This window comes from Microbacterium croceum (assembly GCF_023091245.1).
GTDB lineage: Bacteria > Actinomycetota > Actinomycetes > Actinomycetales > Microbacteriaceae > Microbacterium > Microbacterium croceum.
This window is the reverse complement of the sequence record NZ_JAHWXN010000002.1, coordinates 145,190-160,627: the sequence shown is the minus strand read 5'-3', so window position 1 is coordinate 160,627 and position 15,438 is coordinate 145,190. Positions and strand designations below refer to the sequence as shown.

12 protein-coding genes are annotated in these 15,438 nt (G+C 67.3%); 9 read left to right on the top strand and 3 right to left on the bottom strand.

Annotated features, from left to right (window positions below):
• Nucleotides 1-88: 88 nt before the first annotated feature.
• The 4 genes from KZC51_RS14795 to KZC51_RS14780 all read left to right on the top strand — a co-directional run bounded on the left by KZC51_RS14795 (nt 89) and on the right by KZC51_RS14780 (nt 5,319).
• Nucleotides 89-1,102 (top strand): LacI family DNA-binding transcriptional regulator, encoded by a 1,014-nt coding sequence (locus KZC51_RS14795; protein ID WP_247630795.1) that lies wholly within the window; start codon nt 89-91, stop codon nt 1,100-1,102.
• A 154-nt stretch (nt 1,103-1,256) separates the two neighbouring features.
• On the top strand, nt 1,257-2,777 hold the full coding sequence (gene mmsA / locus KZC51_RS14790) for a multiple monosaccharide ABC transporter ATP-binding protein (protein WP_281732180.1): 1,521 nt from the start codon (nt 1,257-1,259) through the stop codon (nt 2,775-2,777).
• Nucleotides 2,774-4,144 (top strand): multiple monosaccharide ABC transporter permease, encoded by a 1,371-nt coding sequence (gene mmsB / locus KZC51_RS14785; RefSeq protein ID WP_247630794.1) that lies wholly within the window; start codon nt 2,774-2,776, stop codon nt 4,142-4,144. The genes mmsA and mmsB overlap by 4 nt, the downstream gene beginning before the upstream one ends.
• Nucleotides 4,145-4,203: 59 nt before the next feature.
• Entirely contained in the window at nt 4,204-5,319 is a 1,116-nt protein-coding gene (locus KZC51_RS14780; RefSeq protein ID WP_247630793.1) for a substrate-binding domain-containing protein, read from the top strand.
• Between the two features lie 122 nt (nt 5,320-5,441).
• On the opposite strand, the gene KZC51_RS14775 is transcribed toward KZC51_RS14780, so the two are convergent.
• Together KZC51_RS14775 and KZC51_RS14770 are read right to left on the bottom strand one after the other, a co-directional pair.
• Nucleotides 5,442-6,293, bottom strand: a complete 852-nt coding sequence (locus tag KZC51_RS14775; RefSeq protein ID WP_247630792.1) for a spermidine synthase — start codon at nt 6,291-6,293, stop codon at nt 5,442-5,444.
• A 52-nt stretch (nt 6,294-6,345) separates the two neighbouring features.
• Entirely contained in the window at nt 6,346-7,818 is a 1,473-nt protein-coding gene (locus KZC51_RS14770) for an HNH endonuclease signature motif containing protein (RefSeq protein WP_247630791.1), read from the bottom strand.
• Between the two features lie 139 nt (nt 7,819-7,957).
• On the opposite strand from KZC51_RS14770, the gene KZC51_RS14765 reads away from it, so the two are divergent.
• The 5 genes from KZC51_RS14765 to KZC51_RS14745 all read left to right on the top strand — a co-directional run bounded on the left by KZC51_RS14765 (nt 7,958) and on the right by KZC51_RS14745 (nt 14,488).
• Nucleotides 7,958-9,766, top strand: coding sequence for an ABC-F family ATP-binding cassette domain-containing protein (locus KZC51_RS14765; RefSeq protein ID WP_247630790.1), 1,809 nt, complete (start codon nt 7,958-7,960; stop codon nt 9,764-9,766).
• A gap of 136 nt (nt 9,767-9,902) precedes the next feature.
• Nucleotides 9,903-11,660, top strand: coding sequence for a Na+/H+ antiporter (locus KZC51_RS14760; protein WP_247630789.1), 1,758 nt, complete (start codon nt 9,903-9,905; stop codon nt 11,658-11,660).
• A gap of 114 nt (nt 11,661-11,774) precedes the next feature.
• Nucleotides 11,775-12,686, top strand: a complete 912-nt coding sequence (locus KZC51_RS14755) for a MetQ/NlpA family ABC transporter substrate-binding protein (protein ID WP_247630788.1) — start codon at nt 11,775-11,777, stop codon at nt 12,684-12,686.
• A 99-nt stretch (nt 12,687-12,785) separates the two neighbouring features.
• Nucleotides 12,786-13,829 (top strand): methionine ABC transporter ATP-binding protein, encoded by a 1,044-nt coding sequence (locus tag KZC51_RS14750; protein ID WP_247630787.1) that lies wholly within the window; start codon nt 12,786-12,788, stop codon nt 13,827-13,829.
• Nucleotides 13,829-14,488, top strand: coding sequence for a methionine ABC transporter permease (locus KZC51_RS14745; RefSeq protein WP_247630786.1), 660 nt, complete (start codon nt 13,829-13,831; stop codon nt 14,486-14,488). Before KZC51_RS14750 ends, KZC51_RS14745 begins: the two co-directional genes overlap by 1 nt.
• On the opposite strand, the gene KZC51_RS14740 is transcribed toward KZC51_RS14745, so the two are convergent.
• Nucleotides 14,475-15,419 carry a pseudouridine synthase gene (locus KZC51_RS14740; RefSeq protein WP_247631299.1) on the bottom strand — a complete coding sequence of 315 codons (945 nt, stop codon included), beginning with the start codon at nt 15,417-15,419 and terminating at the stop codon, nt 14,475-14,477. The genes KZC51_RS14745 and KZC51_RS14740 overlap by 14 nt on opposite strands.
• Nucleotides 15,420-15,438 lie beyond the last annotated feature (19 nt).

The following is a 15,438-nucleotide window of genomic DNA, read 5'->3' as shown; positions in this document are numbered from 1 at the left end:
ACGCCTTTCCCTGCCCCGGTGTGCGATCCACGCTTCCGGCGTACATAATGAAGTAACGATGTGACCGTGCACATGCAAGGAGGCTGCGATGTCCAGCGCCTCTGAGCGTGCGCGGATGCCGAGCATCCGCGACGTCGCACGGCTCGCCGGGGTCTCTCACCAGACGGTCTCGCGCGTGCTGAACGATCATGCCAGCATCCGCCCGGAGACCAAAGCCAAGGTCCTCGATGCGATCGCCGTGCTGGACTACCGCCCGAACCTCGCCGCCAGAGCGCTGGTGACGAGCAAGTCCAACATGCTCGGCATCCTCTCGGCGACGATCGGCGAGTTCGGCCCCACATCGTCCATCGCGAGCATCGAGGACGCGGCGCGCGAAGAGGGGTACTCGGTCTCGACGCTCAACCTCTCGGCGACGACGCCGGAGGCGATCGGCAGTGCCGTGCGTCAACTGGCCAGGGAGCAGGTCGACGGGATCGTCGTGCTCGCTCCGCAGGTGCGCGTGTTCCATGTGCTGCGGGGGATGGCCGTCTCGCTGCCGTTCGTGAGTCTCCAGACCGCATCCGGGTCGGACGGGATCAGTCTCTCCGCTGATCAGGTCGCGGGCGCGCGAGCGGCGACCGAGCACCTGATCGGGCTCGGGCACAGCGACATCCTGCACCTGGCCGGACCGCAGGACTGGATCGAGGCGGAGTCGCGGATGCGCGGCTATCTCGACGCGCTGCGCGAGGCCGACCTGCCCACGTTCCCGCCGATCCGTGGCGACTGGTCTGCAGACTTCGGCTACTTCGCGGGGCAGGAGCTCTCGCGAAGGCGGGACTTCACCGCGGTGTTCGCGGCCAACGATCTGATGGCGATCGGCCTGCTGCATGGATTCCGCGACGCTGGGATCCGGGTGCCGGAAGACGTGAGCGTCGTCGGCTTCGACGATGTGCCGGTCGCGGCACACGTCGCGCCCACGTTGACGACCGTGCATCAGGACTTCCCGGAGCTCGGGCGCAGAGCCGTCAAGATCCTGCTCGCACAGATCCGGGACGAGCCGGTGCCGGCGTTCGGGCCCCTGCAGACGACGCTGCGCCTGCGCGAGTCGTCCGGGTCACGGTAACGACACGAAATCGCCGACCGGACTTGACATGGTCCCGTCCCCAATGCACGATGTTACAAATGTGAACGGTCACATCGAAGGTGACCGCACGTCGCGAGGAAGATCCGTGAGCACCACAGCAACGTTGCCGACCGTGTCAGGCCCGATCTTGGAGATGCGCAGCATCACCAAGGAGTTCCCGGGAGTGAAGGCCCTCTCCGAGGTGTCGATCACCGTGCGCGCCGGCGAGATCCACGCCATCTGCGGCGAGAACGGCGCAGGCAAGTCGACCCTGATGAAGGTCCTGTCGGGCGTCTACCCCTACGGGAGCTACGACGGCGAGATCCTGCTGTACGGCGAGGAGCAGCGCTTCCGCGACATCGCGGCGAGCGAGCAAGCCGGTATCGCGATCATCCACCAGGAGCTCGCGCTGATCCCGGAGCTCTCGGTCACCGAGAACATCTTCCTCGGCAACGAGATCCGCCACCTGGGCCGCATCGACTGGCAGGCCCAGAAGCAGCGCGCGATCGAGCTGCTCGCCCGCGTCGGCCTGAACGAAGACCCCGATGCGCAGATCAAGACGCTCGGCGTCGGCAAGCAGCAGCTGATCGAGATCGCGAAGGCACTGAACAAGGACGTCAAGCTCCTCATCCTCGACGAGCCGACCGCCGCGCTCAACGAGAACGACTCGCAGCATCTGCTCGATCTGATCCTCGGTCTCAAGGCCAAGGGCATCGCGTCGATCATGATCAGCCACAAGCTCAACGAGATCGAGCAGATCGCCGACGAGATCACGATCATCCGCGACGGCCGCACGGTCGAGACGCTCGACATCTCACGCGGCGAGATCAACGAGGACCGCATCATCCGCGGCATGGTCGGCCGCTCGCTCGAGAGCCGCTACCCCGACCGCACCCCCGAGATCGGCGAGGTGTTCTTCGAGGTCAAGGACTGGTGGGTGCAGCACCCGACCGTGTCCGAGCGCATGGTCGTCAAGGGCTCGAACATCAACGTCCGCCGCGGCGAGGTCGTCGGCATCGCCGGCCTCATGGGTGCGGGGCGTACCGAGTTCGCGATGAGCATCTTCGGTCGTTCCTACGGCACCTACCTCTCGGGGTCCATGGTCAAGGACGGGCAGGAGATCGTGCTGCCGGACGTGGCAGCGGCGATCAAGCACGGCCTGGCCTACGTGAGCGAGGACCGCAAGGTGCTCGGCCTCAACCTCCTCGACACGATCAAACGCGCGACCGTCTCCGCGAAGCTCTCGAAGATCGCCCGACGCGGCGTCGTCGATCCCCGTGCGGAGTACGCGATCGCCGAGCAGTACCGCAAGGCGCTGCGCATCAAGACCCCGTCCGTGGAGGAGGGCGTCGGCAAGCTCTCGGGCGGCAACCAGCAGAAGGTCGTGCTGGCGAAGTGGATGTTCACCGATCCCGACCTGCTCATCCTCGACGAGCCCACCCGCGGCATCGACGTCGGAGCGAAGTACGAGATCTACGCGATCATCAACGAGCTCGCCGCTCAGGGCAAGGGCGTCATCGTCATCTCCAGCGAGCTGCCCGAGCTGCTGGGCATCTCCGACCGCATCTACACCGTCTTCGAAGGTCGGGTCACCGACTGCATCCCGACCGAACAGGCGACACCCGAGGCCCTCATGCGCAGCATGACCTCCGCGACCCAGAAAGCATCCGCATGACCACCGAATCGACCACCGCGAAGCGCGGCTTCCACTTCAAGGACATCACGAAGATGTTCGGGGGCGGGCAGTCGACGCTGCGCCAGTTCAGCATCCTCGGCAGCCTCGTCGTCATCCTGGTCGTGTTCCAGGTGCTGACCTGGATCTTCAAGGGGCAGGGACTGACGCTCTCGTCCGGCAACCTGATCAACGTCGTCAACCAGTACTCCTACATCCTGATCCTCGCGATCGGCATGGTGATGGTCATCATCATGGGCCACATCGACCTGTCGGTCGGTTCCGTGGCGGCGTTCACCGGCATCATCGTGGCCAAGGCGATGGCGGACTGGGATCTCCCTTGGCCGCTCGCGATCCTGCTCGGACTCGGTGTCGGCGTGCTGGTCGGCGCCTGGCAGGGGTTCTGGGTCGCTTATGTCGGGGTGCCCGCGTTCATCGTGACGCTCGCCGGCATGCTGTTCTTCCGCGGTGCGAACCAGTGGGTCGGCGACTCGCAGTCGGTGCCGGTGCCCGATGGCTTCAAGATCATCGGCGCGGGCTACCTGCCGGAGCTGTCGTTCATCCCGGTCCCGTTCAACGTGCTGACCATGGTGCTCGCGCTGATCGGCGTCGCGTGGATCGTGATCTCCGAGATCCGCCTGCGTCGGGCCCAGCGCAAGATGGGCTCCGAGATGGCGCCCGCCTGGGTCAGCACGACCAAGGTGATCCTGATCTCGGTCGTCATCCTGATCGCCGGATGGCTGTTCGCCACCGGGCGTGAGGGCACCAGCTTCCCGATCTCGGGCGTGATCCTGCTGCTCCTGGTGATCTTGTACACCTTCATCACGAACAACACGGTGTTCGGCCGTCACATCTACGCCGTCGGCGGCAACCGCCAGGCGGCTCGCCTGTCGGGCGTCAAGGACCGCTGGGTCGACTTCTTCGTCATGATGAACATGTCGGTCCTCGCCGCCCTCGCCGGCATGATCTACGTCTCCCGTGCCACCGCATCGGGTCCGCAGGACGGCAACGGCTGGGAGCTCGACGCGATCGCCTCGGTCTTCATCGGTGGCGCCGCCGTCTCGGGTGGTATCGGAACCGTCATCGGCTCGATCATCGGTGGTCTCGTGATGGCGTTCCTGAACAACGGCCTGGCTCTGCTCGGGCAGGGCGCCGACGTCGTCTCGATGATCAAGGGCCTCGTGCTCCTGTTCGCGGTCGGTGTCGACGTCTGGAACAAGCAGCAGGGCCGTCCCTCGATCATCGGGTTCATGACGCGCCGCTTCGGCCGCAAGGAGGACCCGGCGCTCGCGACCTTCGATCCGAAGGCGAATTACCCCACCAGCCAGAAGTACGAAGCCCCCGCCGTCGACGAGACGCGCGGAAAGTAGGGGTCGAGCCGCGTGCCGCACGCGCGACGAGACCTTCACACACCAGAGAAAGAGATCACATGAAGAAGATTCTTCTGTCGGCGACAGCGCTTGTCGTCGCGGGCGCATTCGCCCTCACCGGTTGCTCCTCGGAGCGCGGTGGTACCGGTTCCGGAGCAGGGGAGGAGACCGCCAAGGGTTTCGCCGCTGACGCCACGATCGGTGTCGCCCTCCCGGACAAGACCTCGGAGAACTGGGTCCTCGCCGGTCAGCTGTTCACGGACGGCCTCGAGAAGGCCGGCTTCAAGGCCGACGTCCAGTACGCACCGGCCAGCAACACGGTCGCCGAGCAGCAGAACCAGATCCAGGCGATGGTCACCGGTGGTGCGAAGGTCATCATCATCGGAGCGAAGGACGGCAAGCAGCTGACAACGCAGGTCGAGGCAGCCCGCGACGCCGGCGTCACCGTCATCGCGTACGACCGTCTGATCGAGAACACCGAGGCCGTCGACTACTACGTCGCGTTCGACAACTTCAAGGTCGGCGAGCTGCAGGGTCAGGCTCTGCTCGATGGACTCGCCGAGCGCGCCGGTCACGATGCGCCGTACAACATCGAGCTGTTCTCCGGTTCCCCGGATGACGCGAACTCCGCCGTGTTCTTCGACGGCGCGATGAAGGTCCTCCAGCCGAAGATCGACGATGGCACGCTGAAGGTCGTTTCGGGCCAGACCGAGATCGCGCAGACGGCGACCGAGGGATGGAAGCCGGAGAACGCGCAGCGTCGTATGGACTCCATCCTCACGTCGACCTACAGCTCCGAGACGCTCGACGGCGTCCTCTCCCCGAACGACACCCTCGCTCGCGCCATCATCACCTCGGTGCAGGGTGCCGGCAAGCCGGTTCCGGTCGTCACGGGTCAGGACTCCGAGGTCGAGTCGGTCAAGTCGATCATGGAGGGCATCCAGTACTCCACGATCAACAAGGACACCACGCTGCTCGTCGAGCAGTCGATCAAGATGGTCGGTCAGCTGCAGAAGGGCGAGAAGGTCGACGTCAACGACACCGAGTCCTACGACAACGGCAAGAAGGTCGTTCCGGCCTACCTGCTGGAGCCGATCATCGTCACGAAGGCGAACGCGGCTGACGCATACGCCAACGTGCCGAGCCTTCTCGAGATCGTGAAGTCGTTCCAGTAAGCAGCACCAGCCCTCGTCGAGGGCGCACCACGAGCCGTCCGGACCTTCGGGTTCCGGGCGGCTCGTTCGCGTTCTCAGGAGAAATGCGCGTTCTCGGGAGAAAGGGGTGGTCGCGCGACGCGCTAGTTCCAGAGCGGGTCGTCGGGGTCGGGGGAGTCGGTGCCGTCGGCGTCGGTCATGATGCGCGCTCCCGCGATCCACGACGTCAGCTGGCCGTCGTGGAGAAGCGGTGGGCGCGGGGTGCCGAGGAGCTCGGGGGTCATGACGATTTCCAGCGGCTCATCGCTCGCGAAGACGACGACGTTGCCGAGCGGTCCTTCATCGTCTTCGGGTTCTGCGTCGAGCACGACGGCCACATGTTCGAACACGGATCGCAGGGTGGCCGCCTGTCGCCGTGAGTACTCGAAGGGATGCCCGTCGAGCAGGTTCACTGCGACGACGCCGGATGCGGCGGAGCGTGCGGCGACCCGGCGGTAGAACTCCTGGCTGGCCACGCGATGCCGGATGACGGCGGCATCCCAGAGATCGACGACGGTGAAGCGTGCGTCCACCCACTCCTCATCAGGAAGCTCCGCGTCTGCGACCGCCCGTGCATCACCGAAGATGACTCGCACGTCAGCGCCGGGAGGCAGGGGCAGCGCGGCGATGACTGCGGCGTAGAGCTCGGGCTCGAACTCGACCACGAGTTGAGGTGATCCGGCGCGCGTGGCCTCGACGTACCGTGCCAGCGTGAGTGCTCCGGCGCCCAGATGCACGGTGAACAGCGGTGCGCCGGGCTCGGCGGCGGCGTCCATCGCGCGGGCGATGTGCTGGGTGTAGGCGTACTCGAGCCTGGTGGGCTCGGTCATCGAGACGACGGATTGCGGGATGCCGTCGACGCTGAGTTCGTAGCGGTCGGAATGCCTTCTCGACCGGACCAGCTTCGCCTTGCGATCGTCTAGCGAGAGGGAGAACACTCGGCGATTCCATGACACCCGTCGAGTTTAGGTCGGACGGGAGCCGTTGGAGACCGCTCCCCGGGCGATCTCAGAACGGCACGGGCGCCGATTCGGTGGTATCGAACTGTGTGGTCTCGAACTCGCCGGGCGTGAACCGCACCGTGTTCTGCGCAGGCGGTCGGTCGATGTACACCTCGCCCGTCGGGCTCCTCCATTCGAGGACGCCGCTCAGCTTCTGCTGAACCTGCCAGGGGGAGTGGTGCTTCATCATGTGATGTCGCCGGCAGAAGTGCGCGAGATTGTCGTCGCAGGTCGGCCCGCCCTCGGCCGCGGCATGGTTGTGGTCGATGTCGCAGGTGCGTGCCGCAAGACCGCACGTCGGGAATCGGCAGCGCTGATCCCTCGCCCGGAGATGTCGCTTCAGTTGATCGCCTGGCCGATATCGGTCGACGGCGAGTAGTGCTCCGCTGATCGGGTGGGTCAGAACCCGCTCCCATCCCACGACAGACCCGGCGATCCTGCGCGCGGTGTCGGCGTCGATCGGGCAGCGACCGTCGAGCTCTGCCGGTGGCAGGTGTGCCTGCGATCCGCGCGTGTCCATCAAGGTCATCACCGGCACGGTCACCTCCACGTGTGCGCGGACGGCACCGAGGAGCGCGTCTTCCGAGTCGTGCCCGGTCGGTGCGCCGGTGAGCACGAGATCTGCGAGCAGGTCCGCGCGCAGCTGGTCGACCGTGCGGTCGTCGATGGGCTCGTCGGAAGACTCGGGGGAAGACTCGGGGGAAGACTCGGGGGAAGACTCGGGGGATGACACGAGGGAAGGGTCGGGGGAAGACTCGAGGGAGGGATCGGCGGAGCGATCGTCCGACGCAGCGCGAGCATCCGTCGCCTTCCGTTCCTTCGCGGCACGGGCGTTCTCCTCATGCACGCGGTGCGCCATCTGCGACAGGCGGACGTACATGCCGTGGATGAGCGTCGACGGCCCCTGCACGCCCAGCTCGGACATCCCGTCATCGAGGTCGTTCACCCAGACGCGTCGGTTGTCGCGCGCGTCGCGATGACGCTGCGTCAGCGACCGTGCCTGGAACTGCTCAGCGATCCTGCGCGCATGGCGACGCAGGCGGTTCGGCGACTCTACTTCTGCGATCACGAGGACTGCGGCCGCGTAGGCCGCGCGGTCGAGGGGATCATCGAGATGCGCTCCCGCCTCGACGATGACCCGCGTATGCGCGGCGGTGATGCGCCCGGCGCCCTGCGCCGCCCACACGTCGGGCAGATCGGTCACGAGGCGAGACGCCGCGGCCATCCGACGTTCGATCGTGCGATCGCTCACGCGTTGTGCGGCACCGATCTCGGCGGCCACTGCGCGCGTCGCCATGTCGCCGTAGTCGGGGTGGTCCGCCTGTCTGGCGATGTCGATCGCCAACCGCGACGCCATCGCGAGCATGCCGTCGCGGGCAGCCAGCATTCCGCTGATGGTCTCCTCCGCCGCCTGCAGCCCGGCGACCAGATCGGCGAGTATCGCCATCTGGGAGTCGTTCGCGTCGAGCAGGTCGGCCATGAACACAGTCCACCACCGACCACCGACATTCGAAGATGATGTGGCAGCGCGTGCGCCACCGCGATCCGCGCTCCAGGAGCGTTCCGGGCGGCCCCCGCGGGCGAACGCCCAGTCCCGCGCGACTACCCTGGGGAGTGACATGGCACATCTTCTCGGGGCAGAGTCCCTTCATCTCGAATATCCGACCAGGGTCGTCTTCGACTCCGTGACCCTCGGGATCGAGGAGGGGGATCGGATCGGCATCGTCGGCCGCAACGGCGACGGCAAGTCGAGCCTGCTCGGGATGCTCGCGGGTCTCAAGGAACCCAACTCCGGACGAGTCACCGTGCGCGGCGGCACCACGATCGGCGTGCTGTCCCAGGCCGACACCCTCAGCGACGACCTCACGATCAGTGCCGCGGTCGTCGGCGACACCCCGGAGTACGAGTGGGCGGGGGATCCGCGCGTCCGCGACGTGATCGACGGGCTGCTCCGCGACCTGCCCTGGGATGCCGAGATCGGCTCGCTCAGCGGTGGACAGCGCCGTCGCGTCTCGCTCGCCAAGCTCCTCACCGGCGACTGGGACGTGATCGCGCTCGACGAGCCGACCAACCACCTCGACGTCGAGGCCATCACCTGGCTCGCCGGACACCTGAAGAAGCGCTGGTCGCCGAACTCGGGCGCTCTGCTGGTCGTCACCCACGACCGCTGGTTCCTCGACGAGATCTGCACCGAGACCTGGGAGGTGCACGACCGCATCGTCGAGCCCTTCGAGGGCGGATACGCGGCCTACATCCTGCAGCGTGTCGAGCGCGATCGCATGGCGTCGGCCACCGAGGCGAAGCGTCAGAACCTCGCCAAGAAGGAGCTCGCCTGGCTGCGCCGTGGCGCCCCGGCGCGCACGGCCAAGCCCAAGTTCCGCATCGATGCGGCCAACGAGCTCATCGCCGACGTCCCTGAGATCCGCGACAAGGTGTCCCTGCAGTCTCTCGCGGTCTCCCGCCTGGGCAAGGATGTCGTCGACCTGCTCGACGTCGGGGTGACCTACCCCACGCCCGAAGGCGGAGAGAAGACCGTTCTGCGCGACGTCGAGTGGCGGATCGCTCCCGGCGAGCGCACCGGCATCCTCGGCGTCAACGGTGCAGGCAAGTCCACGCTCCTCGGACTCATCTCCGGCACCGTCGAGCCCACGGTCGGCCGCGTCAAGCGGGGGACGACGGTGAAGGTCAAGACCCTCACCCAGCGTCTCGACGAGCTCGAGGACGTGCGGCGCGAGCCCGTGCGCGTCGTGATCTCGCGGCTGCGCACCTCATACACGATGGGGACGGGCGCCAAGGCGCAGGAGCTCACGCCCGGTCAGCTCCTCGAACGGCTCGGCTTCGATTCCGCGCAGCTCTCCACCCCGGTCAAGGATCTCTCGGGTGGACAGCAGCGCCGCCTGCAGCTGCTGCTGGTGCTGCTCGATCAGCCGAACGTGCTGATCCTCGACGAGCCCACCAACGATCTCGACACCGACATGCTCTCCGCGATCGAGGACCTCCTCGACTCGTGGTCCGGCACGCTGCTCGTCGTCAGCCACGACCGCTACTTCCTGGAGCGCGTCACGGATCAGCAGTATGCGATCCTCGACGGTCGGCTGCGACACCTGCCTGGCGGCGTGGACGAGTACCTGCGGCTGCGACAGCTGCAGGATGCGGCGCCAGCGAAGTCGCAGACGGCCGTCAACACGACGAAGTCCGCAGGTCTCGACGGGGCCGCTCTCCGGTCGGCGCAGAAGGAGATCTCCGCACTGGAGCGCCGCATCGAGAAGCTGACGCAGCAAGTGGACAAGGCCAAGCACGCGCTCGCGGAGCACGACCAGTCGGACTTCGAGGGCCTGGGCGCCCGGATGAAGGAGATCAGCGCGCAGCAGGACGAGATCGGCGAGCTGGAACTGCGCTGGTTCGAGCTGACCGAAGAGCTCGGCTGACCCATTCCCCCGCGAGGGGGTCTGTTGCTCCCCCCTTCCTGGGAATACGGTGGCAGTGCGATGCGCTGTGCTCTGGGCGGGGCCTGACGCCATCCGGTGTCGCACGGCACGATCCTGCGGCATCCGGGAGGTACACATGGAAGGTCTCGAGGTCACGGTCCTGCTCGGGCTGACGATTCTCGCGGGGGCGCTGCTGGCGCCCCGCATCCGTCTCGCGCTGCCGCTGGTGCTGGTCATCTTCGGACTCGCGCTCGGGTTCGTCCCGGCGCTCCGCGAGGTGCAGCTGCCGCCGGAGACGGTGCTGCTGCTGTTCCTGCCGGTGATGCTGTTCTGGGAGAGCCTAACGACATCCCTGCGCGCCATCCGCCGCGATTTCCGCTACATCCTGCCGATGAGCACGCTGTTGGTCGTCGCGTCGGCCTTCGCGGTGGCCGGTATCGGCGTGCTGTTCGGGATGCCGTGGGAGATCGCCCTCATCCTGGGTGCTGCGGTCGCCCCGCCGGATGCCACCGCCGTGGCCGCGCTCGGGCGGCTGCTGCCTCGACGCATGTTCATGAAGCTGAAGGCGGAGAGCCTCACCAACGACGGCACCGCGCTGGTGCTCTACGCGATCGCGGTCTCTCTCGCGGTCGGCGGCCAGATCACACCCTGGTCGGTCACCTGGACGGTGCTGGTCTCGTACGTCGGCGGTATCGCGGCCGGCACCGTGATCGCCGCACTCGGCTACGTGCTGCTCAGCCGCGTCTCCTCGACCATGGTGATCAACGTCGCCCTCCTGCTGATCCCGTTCACCGCATTCCTGCTCGCCGAGATCGCGCATGCGTCCGGAGTGCTCGCGGTCGTCGTCGCCGGGCTCATCGTGGCCTACGTCTCGCCACGCGTCACGACCGCCTCGTCGCGCCGGCAGACCGATGCGGCCTGGCCGTTCGGGGTCTTCCTGCTCAACGGCGCCCTGTTCGTGCTCATCGGGCTCGAGGTGCAGTACGTCGTGCACGAGATCTCCGCGGCGGCGATCGGACGCCTGGTGCTGGTGACGCTGGCAGTGTGGGTCACACTGCTCGTCGTCCGGTACCTGTTCCAGCTGCTCAGCGTGCCCTTCCAGCGGTCCTCCGCGCCCCCGCCGCCCAGAGGGGTCCGCTCGCGTGCCCGCCTCGTGTCCACGGTCGCCGGTATGCGCGGGGCGGTGTCGCTCGCGATCGCCCTGTCGGTGCCGGCGACGATCGCCGACGGACCGGATGCCGCCGGCCGTGACGAGGTCGTGTTCGTCACCGCCGGAGTCATCCTGCTCAGCCTGCTCGTGCAGGGCCCGCTCCTGCCCGCGCTCGTGCGCTGGGCGCGCATCCCCGTCGACCATGCCGACGACGAGGAGTACGAGCTGGCCGAGCGGGCGATCTCGGGAGCCGCCCTGGCGGCGCTCGACGACCTCGCCGCGGAGCACGGCATCGGCCAGGAGGTGCGCGATCGGGTGCGCAGCGAGGGCTACATGATGCTCGAGTTCGCGAACGCGAGGGCCCTCGCCCGTGAACAGGCCATCGTCGACGCCGAGGCGGACGCGCTCGATGAGATGCTCGACGAGCCCGACCCACTCGGCGCCGGCGGCGGCGTCGAGGAGAACCTCGGCAGCGGGGGCGCTCTGCCCTCGTCGACGGATGGCGGCGACGGAACCACCCTCCAGATGATCGCCACCTCCGCCGATGTCGACGTGATGCAGCGGTCGCCGCTCATCCGCCACGAGGAGCACACCCGCCTGAAGCTGGCCATGCTCGACCGCAAACGCGAGGTGCTGCTCGGGCTGCGCCGCTCCGGCACCGTCGACGACCTGGTGGTGCGCAGGATCTCGGCGCGCCTCGACCTGGAGCAGGTGCGTCTGCAGGGGATCGAAGAGTTCGACTGAGGTCCTCTGAGTACCGGTATGCCGGGCTGTGACGCTGTGTGACGACTCGATTCCGCGCCCGCGCCCGAGCCTGCCTAACGTATTCGAGTCCCTGAGAGAGGAACCCGCATCACTATGTCCCGCCGTACCACGTCCATCATCGCCGCGCTCGCCGCGGTCCCGCTCTTCGTCGCCCTCGCCGGCTGCGCCACGGCATCGTCCGAGGCCGGCTCCGGCAGCGGAGAATCGACTACGCCCGAGGTCGTCAAGATCGGCGTCGTCAACAAGGGCGACGACCAGTGGGAGCCGTTCGTCGATGCCGCCGCGGAAGAGGGCATCACGGTCGAGCTCGTCGACTTCGGCTCGTACGAGCAGCCCAACCCGGCGTTGACCGAGGGCGAGATCGACCTCAACCAGTTCCAGCACATCGCCTACCTCGCGGACTACAACGTGAACGCGGGTGCCGACCTCACCCCGATCGGCTCCACCGCGATCTACCCGCTCGGTCTCTACTCGACCAAGTACGACGACGTCGACAGCATCCCCGAGGGCGAGACCGTCGCAGTCCCCGACGACGCGACGAACCAGGCTCGTGGCCTCCTGGTGCTGCAGACGGCCGGTCTGATCGAGCTCAAGAGCGGCGGATCGATCTTCTCCGACCTCGCCGATGTCGACACGGCCAAGTCCAAGGTCAAGGTCACCGCGCTCGAGGCGGCCCTGATCCCGACCTCGCTGCCCGATGTCGCCGCGGCGATCATCAACAACGACTTCATCGAAGACGCCGGTCTCACCTCCGATGACGCCATCGCGCAGGACGACCCGGAGGACCCGAACGCCCTGCCCTACGTCAACATCTTCGCGGCTCGCGCCGAGGATGCCGACAACCCCACCTACCTGAAGCTGGTCGAGATCTTCCAGACCAACGAGGCCGTCCAGGCCGGTCTGCTCTCGTCGTCGGGCGGCACCGCGGTGGCGCTCCAGACGCCTGTCGAGGACCTGGTCGCCTCGCTGAAGAAGGTCCAGGAAGACACCGAAGCACAGAAGTGAGCGCGGGCGGGAGGAATCCCGCCTGATGCGAGAGAATCGGGTGGCGCGTCGTGCGTCACCCGATTCGTCATTCCCCCGAGATCCAGACCGGAGCAGCACATGCCGATCGTGAGCCTGACGAACGTGTCGAAGGCCTACCCGTCCCGCACGCCGGGTGACGGCGAGGTCATCGCCGTCGACGACGTCACCCTCTCGATCGAGAAGGGCGACGTGTTCGGCATCATCGGCTACTCCGGAGCGGGCAAGTCCACGCTCGTGCGGCTGATCAACGCCCTCGAGCCGGCGACCAGCGGCACGATCCTGGTCGACGGCGTCGACATCACCGCCCTCCGAGAGAGCGAGCTGCGCAAGGTCCGCGGCGGCATCGGCATGATCTTCCAGCAGTTCAACCTCTTCTCCTCGCGGAACGTGCGGGCGAACATCGCCTACCCGCTCACGCTCGCGGGCTGGAAGAAGCCCGACATCGACGCGCGCGTCACCGAGCTGCTGTCCTTCGTCGGTCTCTCCGACAAGGCGAAGGCCTACCCGGAGCAGCTCTCCGGAGGGCAGAAGCAGCGCGTCGGCATCGCCCGCGCGCTCGCGACAGGGCCGGCCATCCTGCTCGCCGACGAGGCCACCAGCGCGCTGGACCCGCAGACCACGCACGAGGTGCTCGATCTGCTCAAGCGCGTCAACGAGGAGCAGGGCATCACGATCGTCGTGATCACGCACGAGATGGACGTGATCCAGACCATCGCCACCAAGGTCGCCGTGATGGAGCGCGGGCGCGTGATCGAGCAGGGCGACGTCTTCGACGTGTTCTCCGCTCCGCAGAACCCCGCGTCGCAGCGGTTCGTGGGCACCGTCGTCAAGGGTGTGCCCTCGCCGGCTGAGCTGTCCGTGCTGCGCGAGCGGCACCAGGGCCGCCTCGTCACGTTCTCGTTCCGCGACGGCGACTCATCGCAGGCGCAGGTCTTCCTCGACCTGGCCGCGGCCGGGTTGGACTTCGAGCTCGTCTACGGCGGCATCAACGACATCCGCGGACGCGCGTTCGGGCATCTCACGCTCGCGATCCGCGGCGAGAGCGCCGCGATCGATGGGGCCCTCGCGGCCATCGGGGAACGCGTCCACGTGACCGAGATCGCGCGAGAGGAGGCCCGCTGATGGATCGTCTGATGGAGCTCTGGCCCGAGTTCTGGGCGGCTGCGCTCGAGACCCTGTACATGACCTCGTTCGCCCTCGTGCTCGGCGGCATCCTGGGTCTCGTGATCGGCGTGATCCTCTACGTGACCCGCCCCGGCGGGCTGGCGCAGAACGTCGTCGTCTCGGTGATCGCGAACCTCATCGTCAACTTCTTCCGGCCGATCCCGTTCGTGATCTTCATGGCCGTCGCCCAGCCGTTGGCTCGTGCTGTGATCGGCGTCGGCATCGGCACGACGGCCGGCGCGTTCATCATCGGACTCGCCGCCGCGTTCGCGATCGGGCGCATCGTCGAGCAGCACCTCGTCTCGGTCTCGCCCGGTGTCATCGAGGCGGCGCGCGCCATGGGCGCAGGTCCCTGGCGCATCCTGTTCACGGTGGCGATACCCGAATCGCTCGGACCGCTCATCCTCGGGTACACCTTCATCGTGGTGGCGTTGATCGACATGACGGCCATGGCCGGCCTCGTGGGAGGTGGCGGTCTCGGCGCCTTCGCCCAGATCTACGGCTTCCGCAAGTTCGAGCCTGTCGTGATGTGGGCGGCGATCATCCTGATCGTGGTGTTCGTGCACGTCATGCAGCTGCTCGGCACGCGCCTCGCTCGCAAGGTCATGCGCCGCTGACGGGAGCATCCTGCAGGGAGCGTGCGCTGGTGAACACGCGCTGCTCTCCGCTGATCGGGTCGACGAAGCGCAGCTCGCGCGCGAGGAGCTGCAGGGGGCGCGCGTAGTCGTCGGGGAGCTCTCCCCGCAGCGCGGGGTAGAACGGGTCGTTCAGGATCCCGATGCCGAGAGCTGCCAGATGCACGCGCAGCTGGTGCATCTTGCCGGTGTGCGGACGCAGCAGCGTGTGCACGACGTGGTCGTCGCTGCCGATCAGCTCGATCAGCGTCTCGGAGTTCGGCTCGCGGACGTCGTCGACCTGCACGAGCAGTTCGCCACGATCCTTGCGGATGTGGTTGCGGTAGACGAGGGGGAACGGCTGCCCCCGGAGCGTGGGCGCCGTCGGGTCCCAGCCCTCCGGCACGGCGGAGACCGCTTCGTAGACCTTCTCCACCTCACGGTTCTGGAGCATCAGCTGGTACGGCCCGCGGCTCTGCGGCCGCACCGAGAACATCAGCAGCCCCGCGGTGGCGCGGTCGAGGCGGTGGATCGGCGCCAGGTCCGGGTTGTCGAGCAGATTGCGCAGACGCACGAGTGCCGAGTTCTGCAGGAACTTGCCGCCCGGCGTGGTCGGCAAGAAGTGCGGCTTGTCGACCACGAGCAGATCGTCATCCTGGTACAGCACCTCGACCGCGAACGGGATCTCCGTCTCGACGGGAGGCTTGCGGTAGTACCAGATGAACTCCTCGACACCCAGTGGAGTGTCCCGGGGGAGGGCGCGGCCATCGATGGCGACGATCTCGCCGAGATCGAACCGCTCATGCACCTGCTCGGGCTCGAGATGGAAGAAGCGCTCGATCATGTAGTCGGCGACCGTCGGCCACGGACCGCTCATCGGCAGATGCAGCCGGGTGGCGCCCACGCCGTCGCGCACGGGCAGGGGAGAGAGCATGCCCATCAGCAGCCGCCGT

Bases quoted from the DNA above. Each gene is read 5' to 3' on its own strand.
- KZC51_RS14745 (WP_247630786.1), top strand. From the start codon at position 13,829: ATGGATCGTCTGATGGAGCTCTGGCCCGAGTTCTGGGCGGCTGCGCTC.
- KZC51_RS14750 (WP_247630787.1), top strand. From the start codon at position 12,786: ATGCCGATCGTGAGCCTGACGAACGTGTCGAAGGCCTACCCGTCCCGC.
- KZC51_RS14795 (WP_247630795.1), top strand. From the start codon at position 89: ATGTCCAGCGCCTCTGAGCGTGCGCGGATGCCGAGCATCCGCGACGTC.
- KZC51_RS14760 (WP_247630789.1), top strand. From the start codon at position 9,903: ATGGAAGGTCTCGAGGTCACGGTCCTGCTCGGGCTGACGATTCTCGCG.
- KZC51_RS14770 (WP_247630791.1), bottom strand. From the start codon at position 7,818: ATGGCCGACCTGCTCGACGCGAACGACTCCCAGATGGCGATACTCGCC.
- mmsA (WP_281732180.1), top strand. From the start codon at position 1,257: ATGCGCAGCATCACCAAGGAGTTCCCGGGAGTGAAGGCCCTCTCCGAG.
- KZC51_RS14765 (WP_247630790.1), top strand. From the start codon at position 7,958: ATGGCACATCTTCTCGGGGCAGAGTCCCTTCATCTCGAATATCCGACC.
- KZC51_RS14740 (WP_247631299.1), bottom strand. From the start codon at position 15,419: ATGCTCTCTCCCCTGCCCGTGCGCGACGGCGTGGGCGCCACCCGGCTG.
- KZC51_RS14755 (WP_247630788.1), top strand. From the start codon at position 11,775: ATGTCCCGCCGTACCACGTCCATCATCGCCGCGCTCGCCGCGGTCCCG.
- mmsB (WP_247630794.1), top strand. From the start codon at position 2,774: ATGACCACCGAATCGACCACCGCGAAGCGCGGCTTCCACTTCAAGGAC.
- KZC51_RS14780 (WP_247630793.1), top strand. From the start codon at position 4,204: ATGAAGAAGATTCTTCTGTCGGCGACAGCGCTTGTCGTCGCGGGCGCA.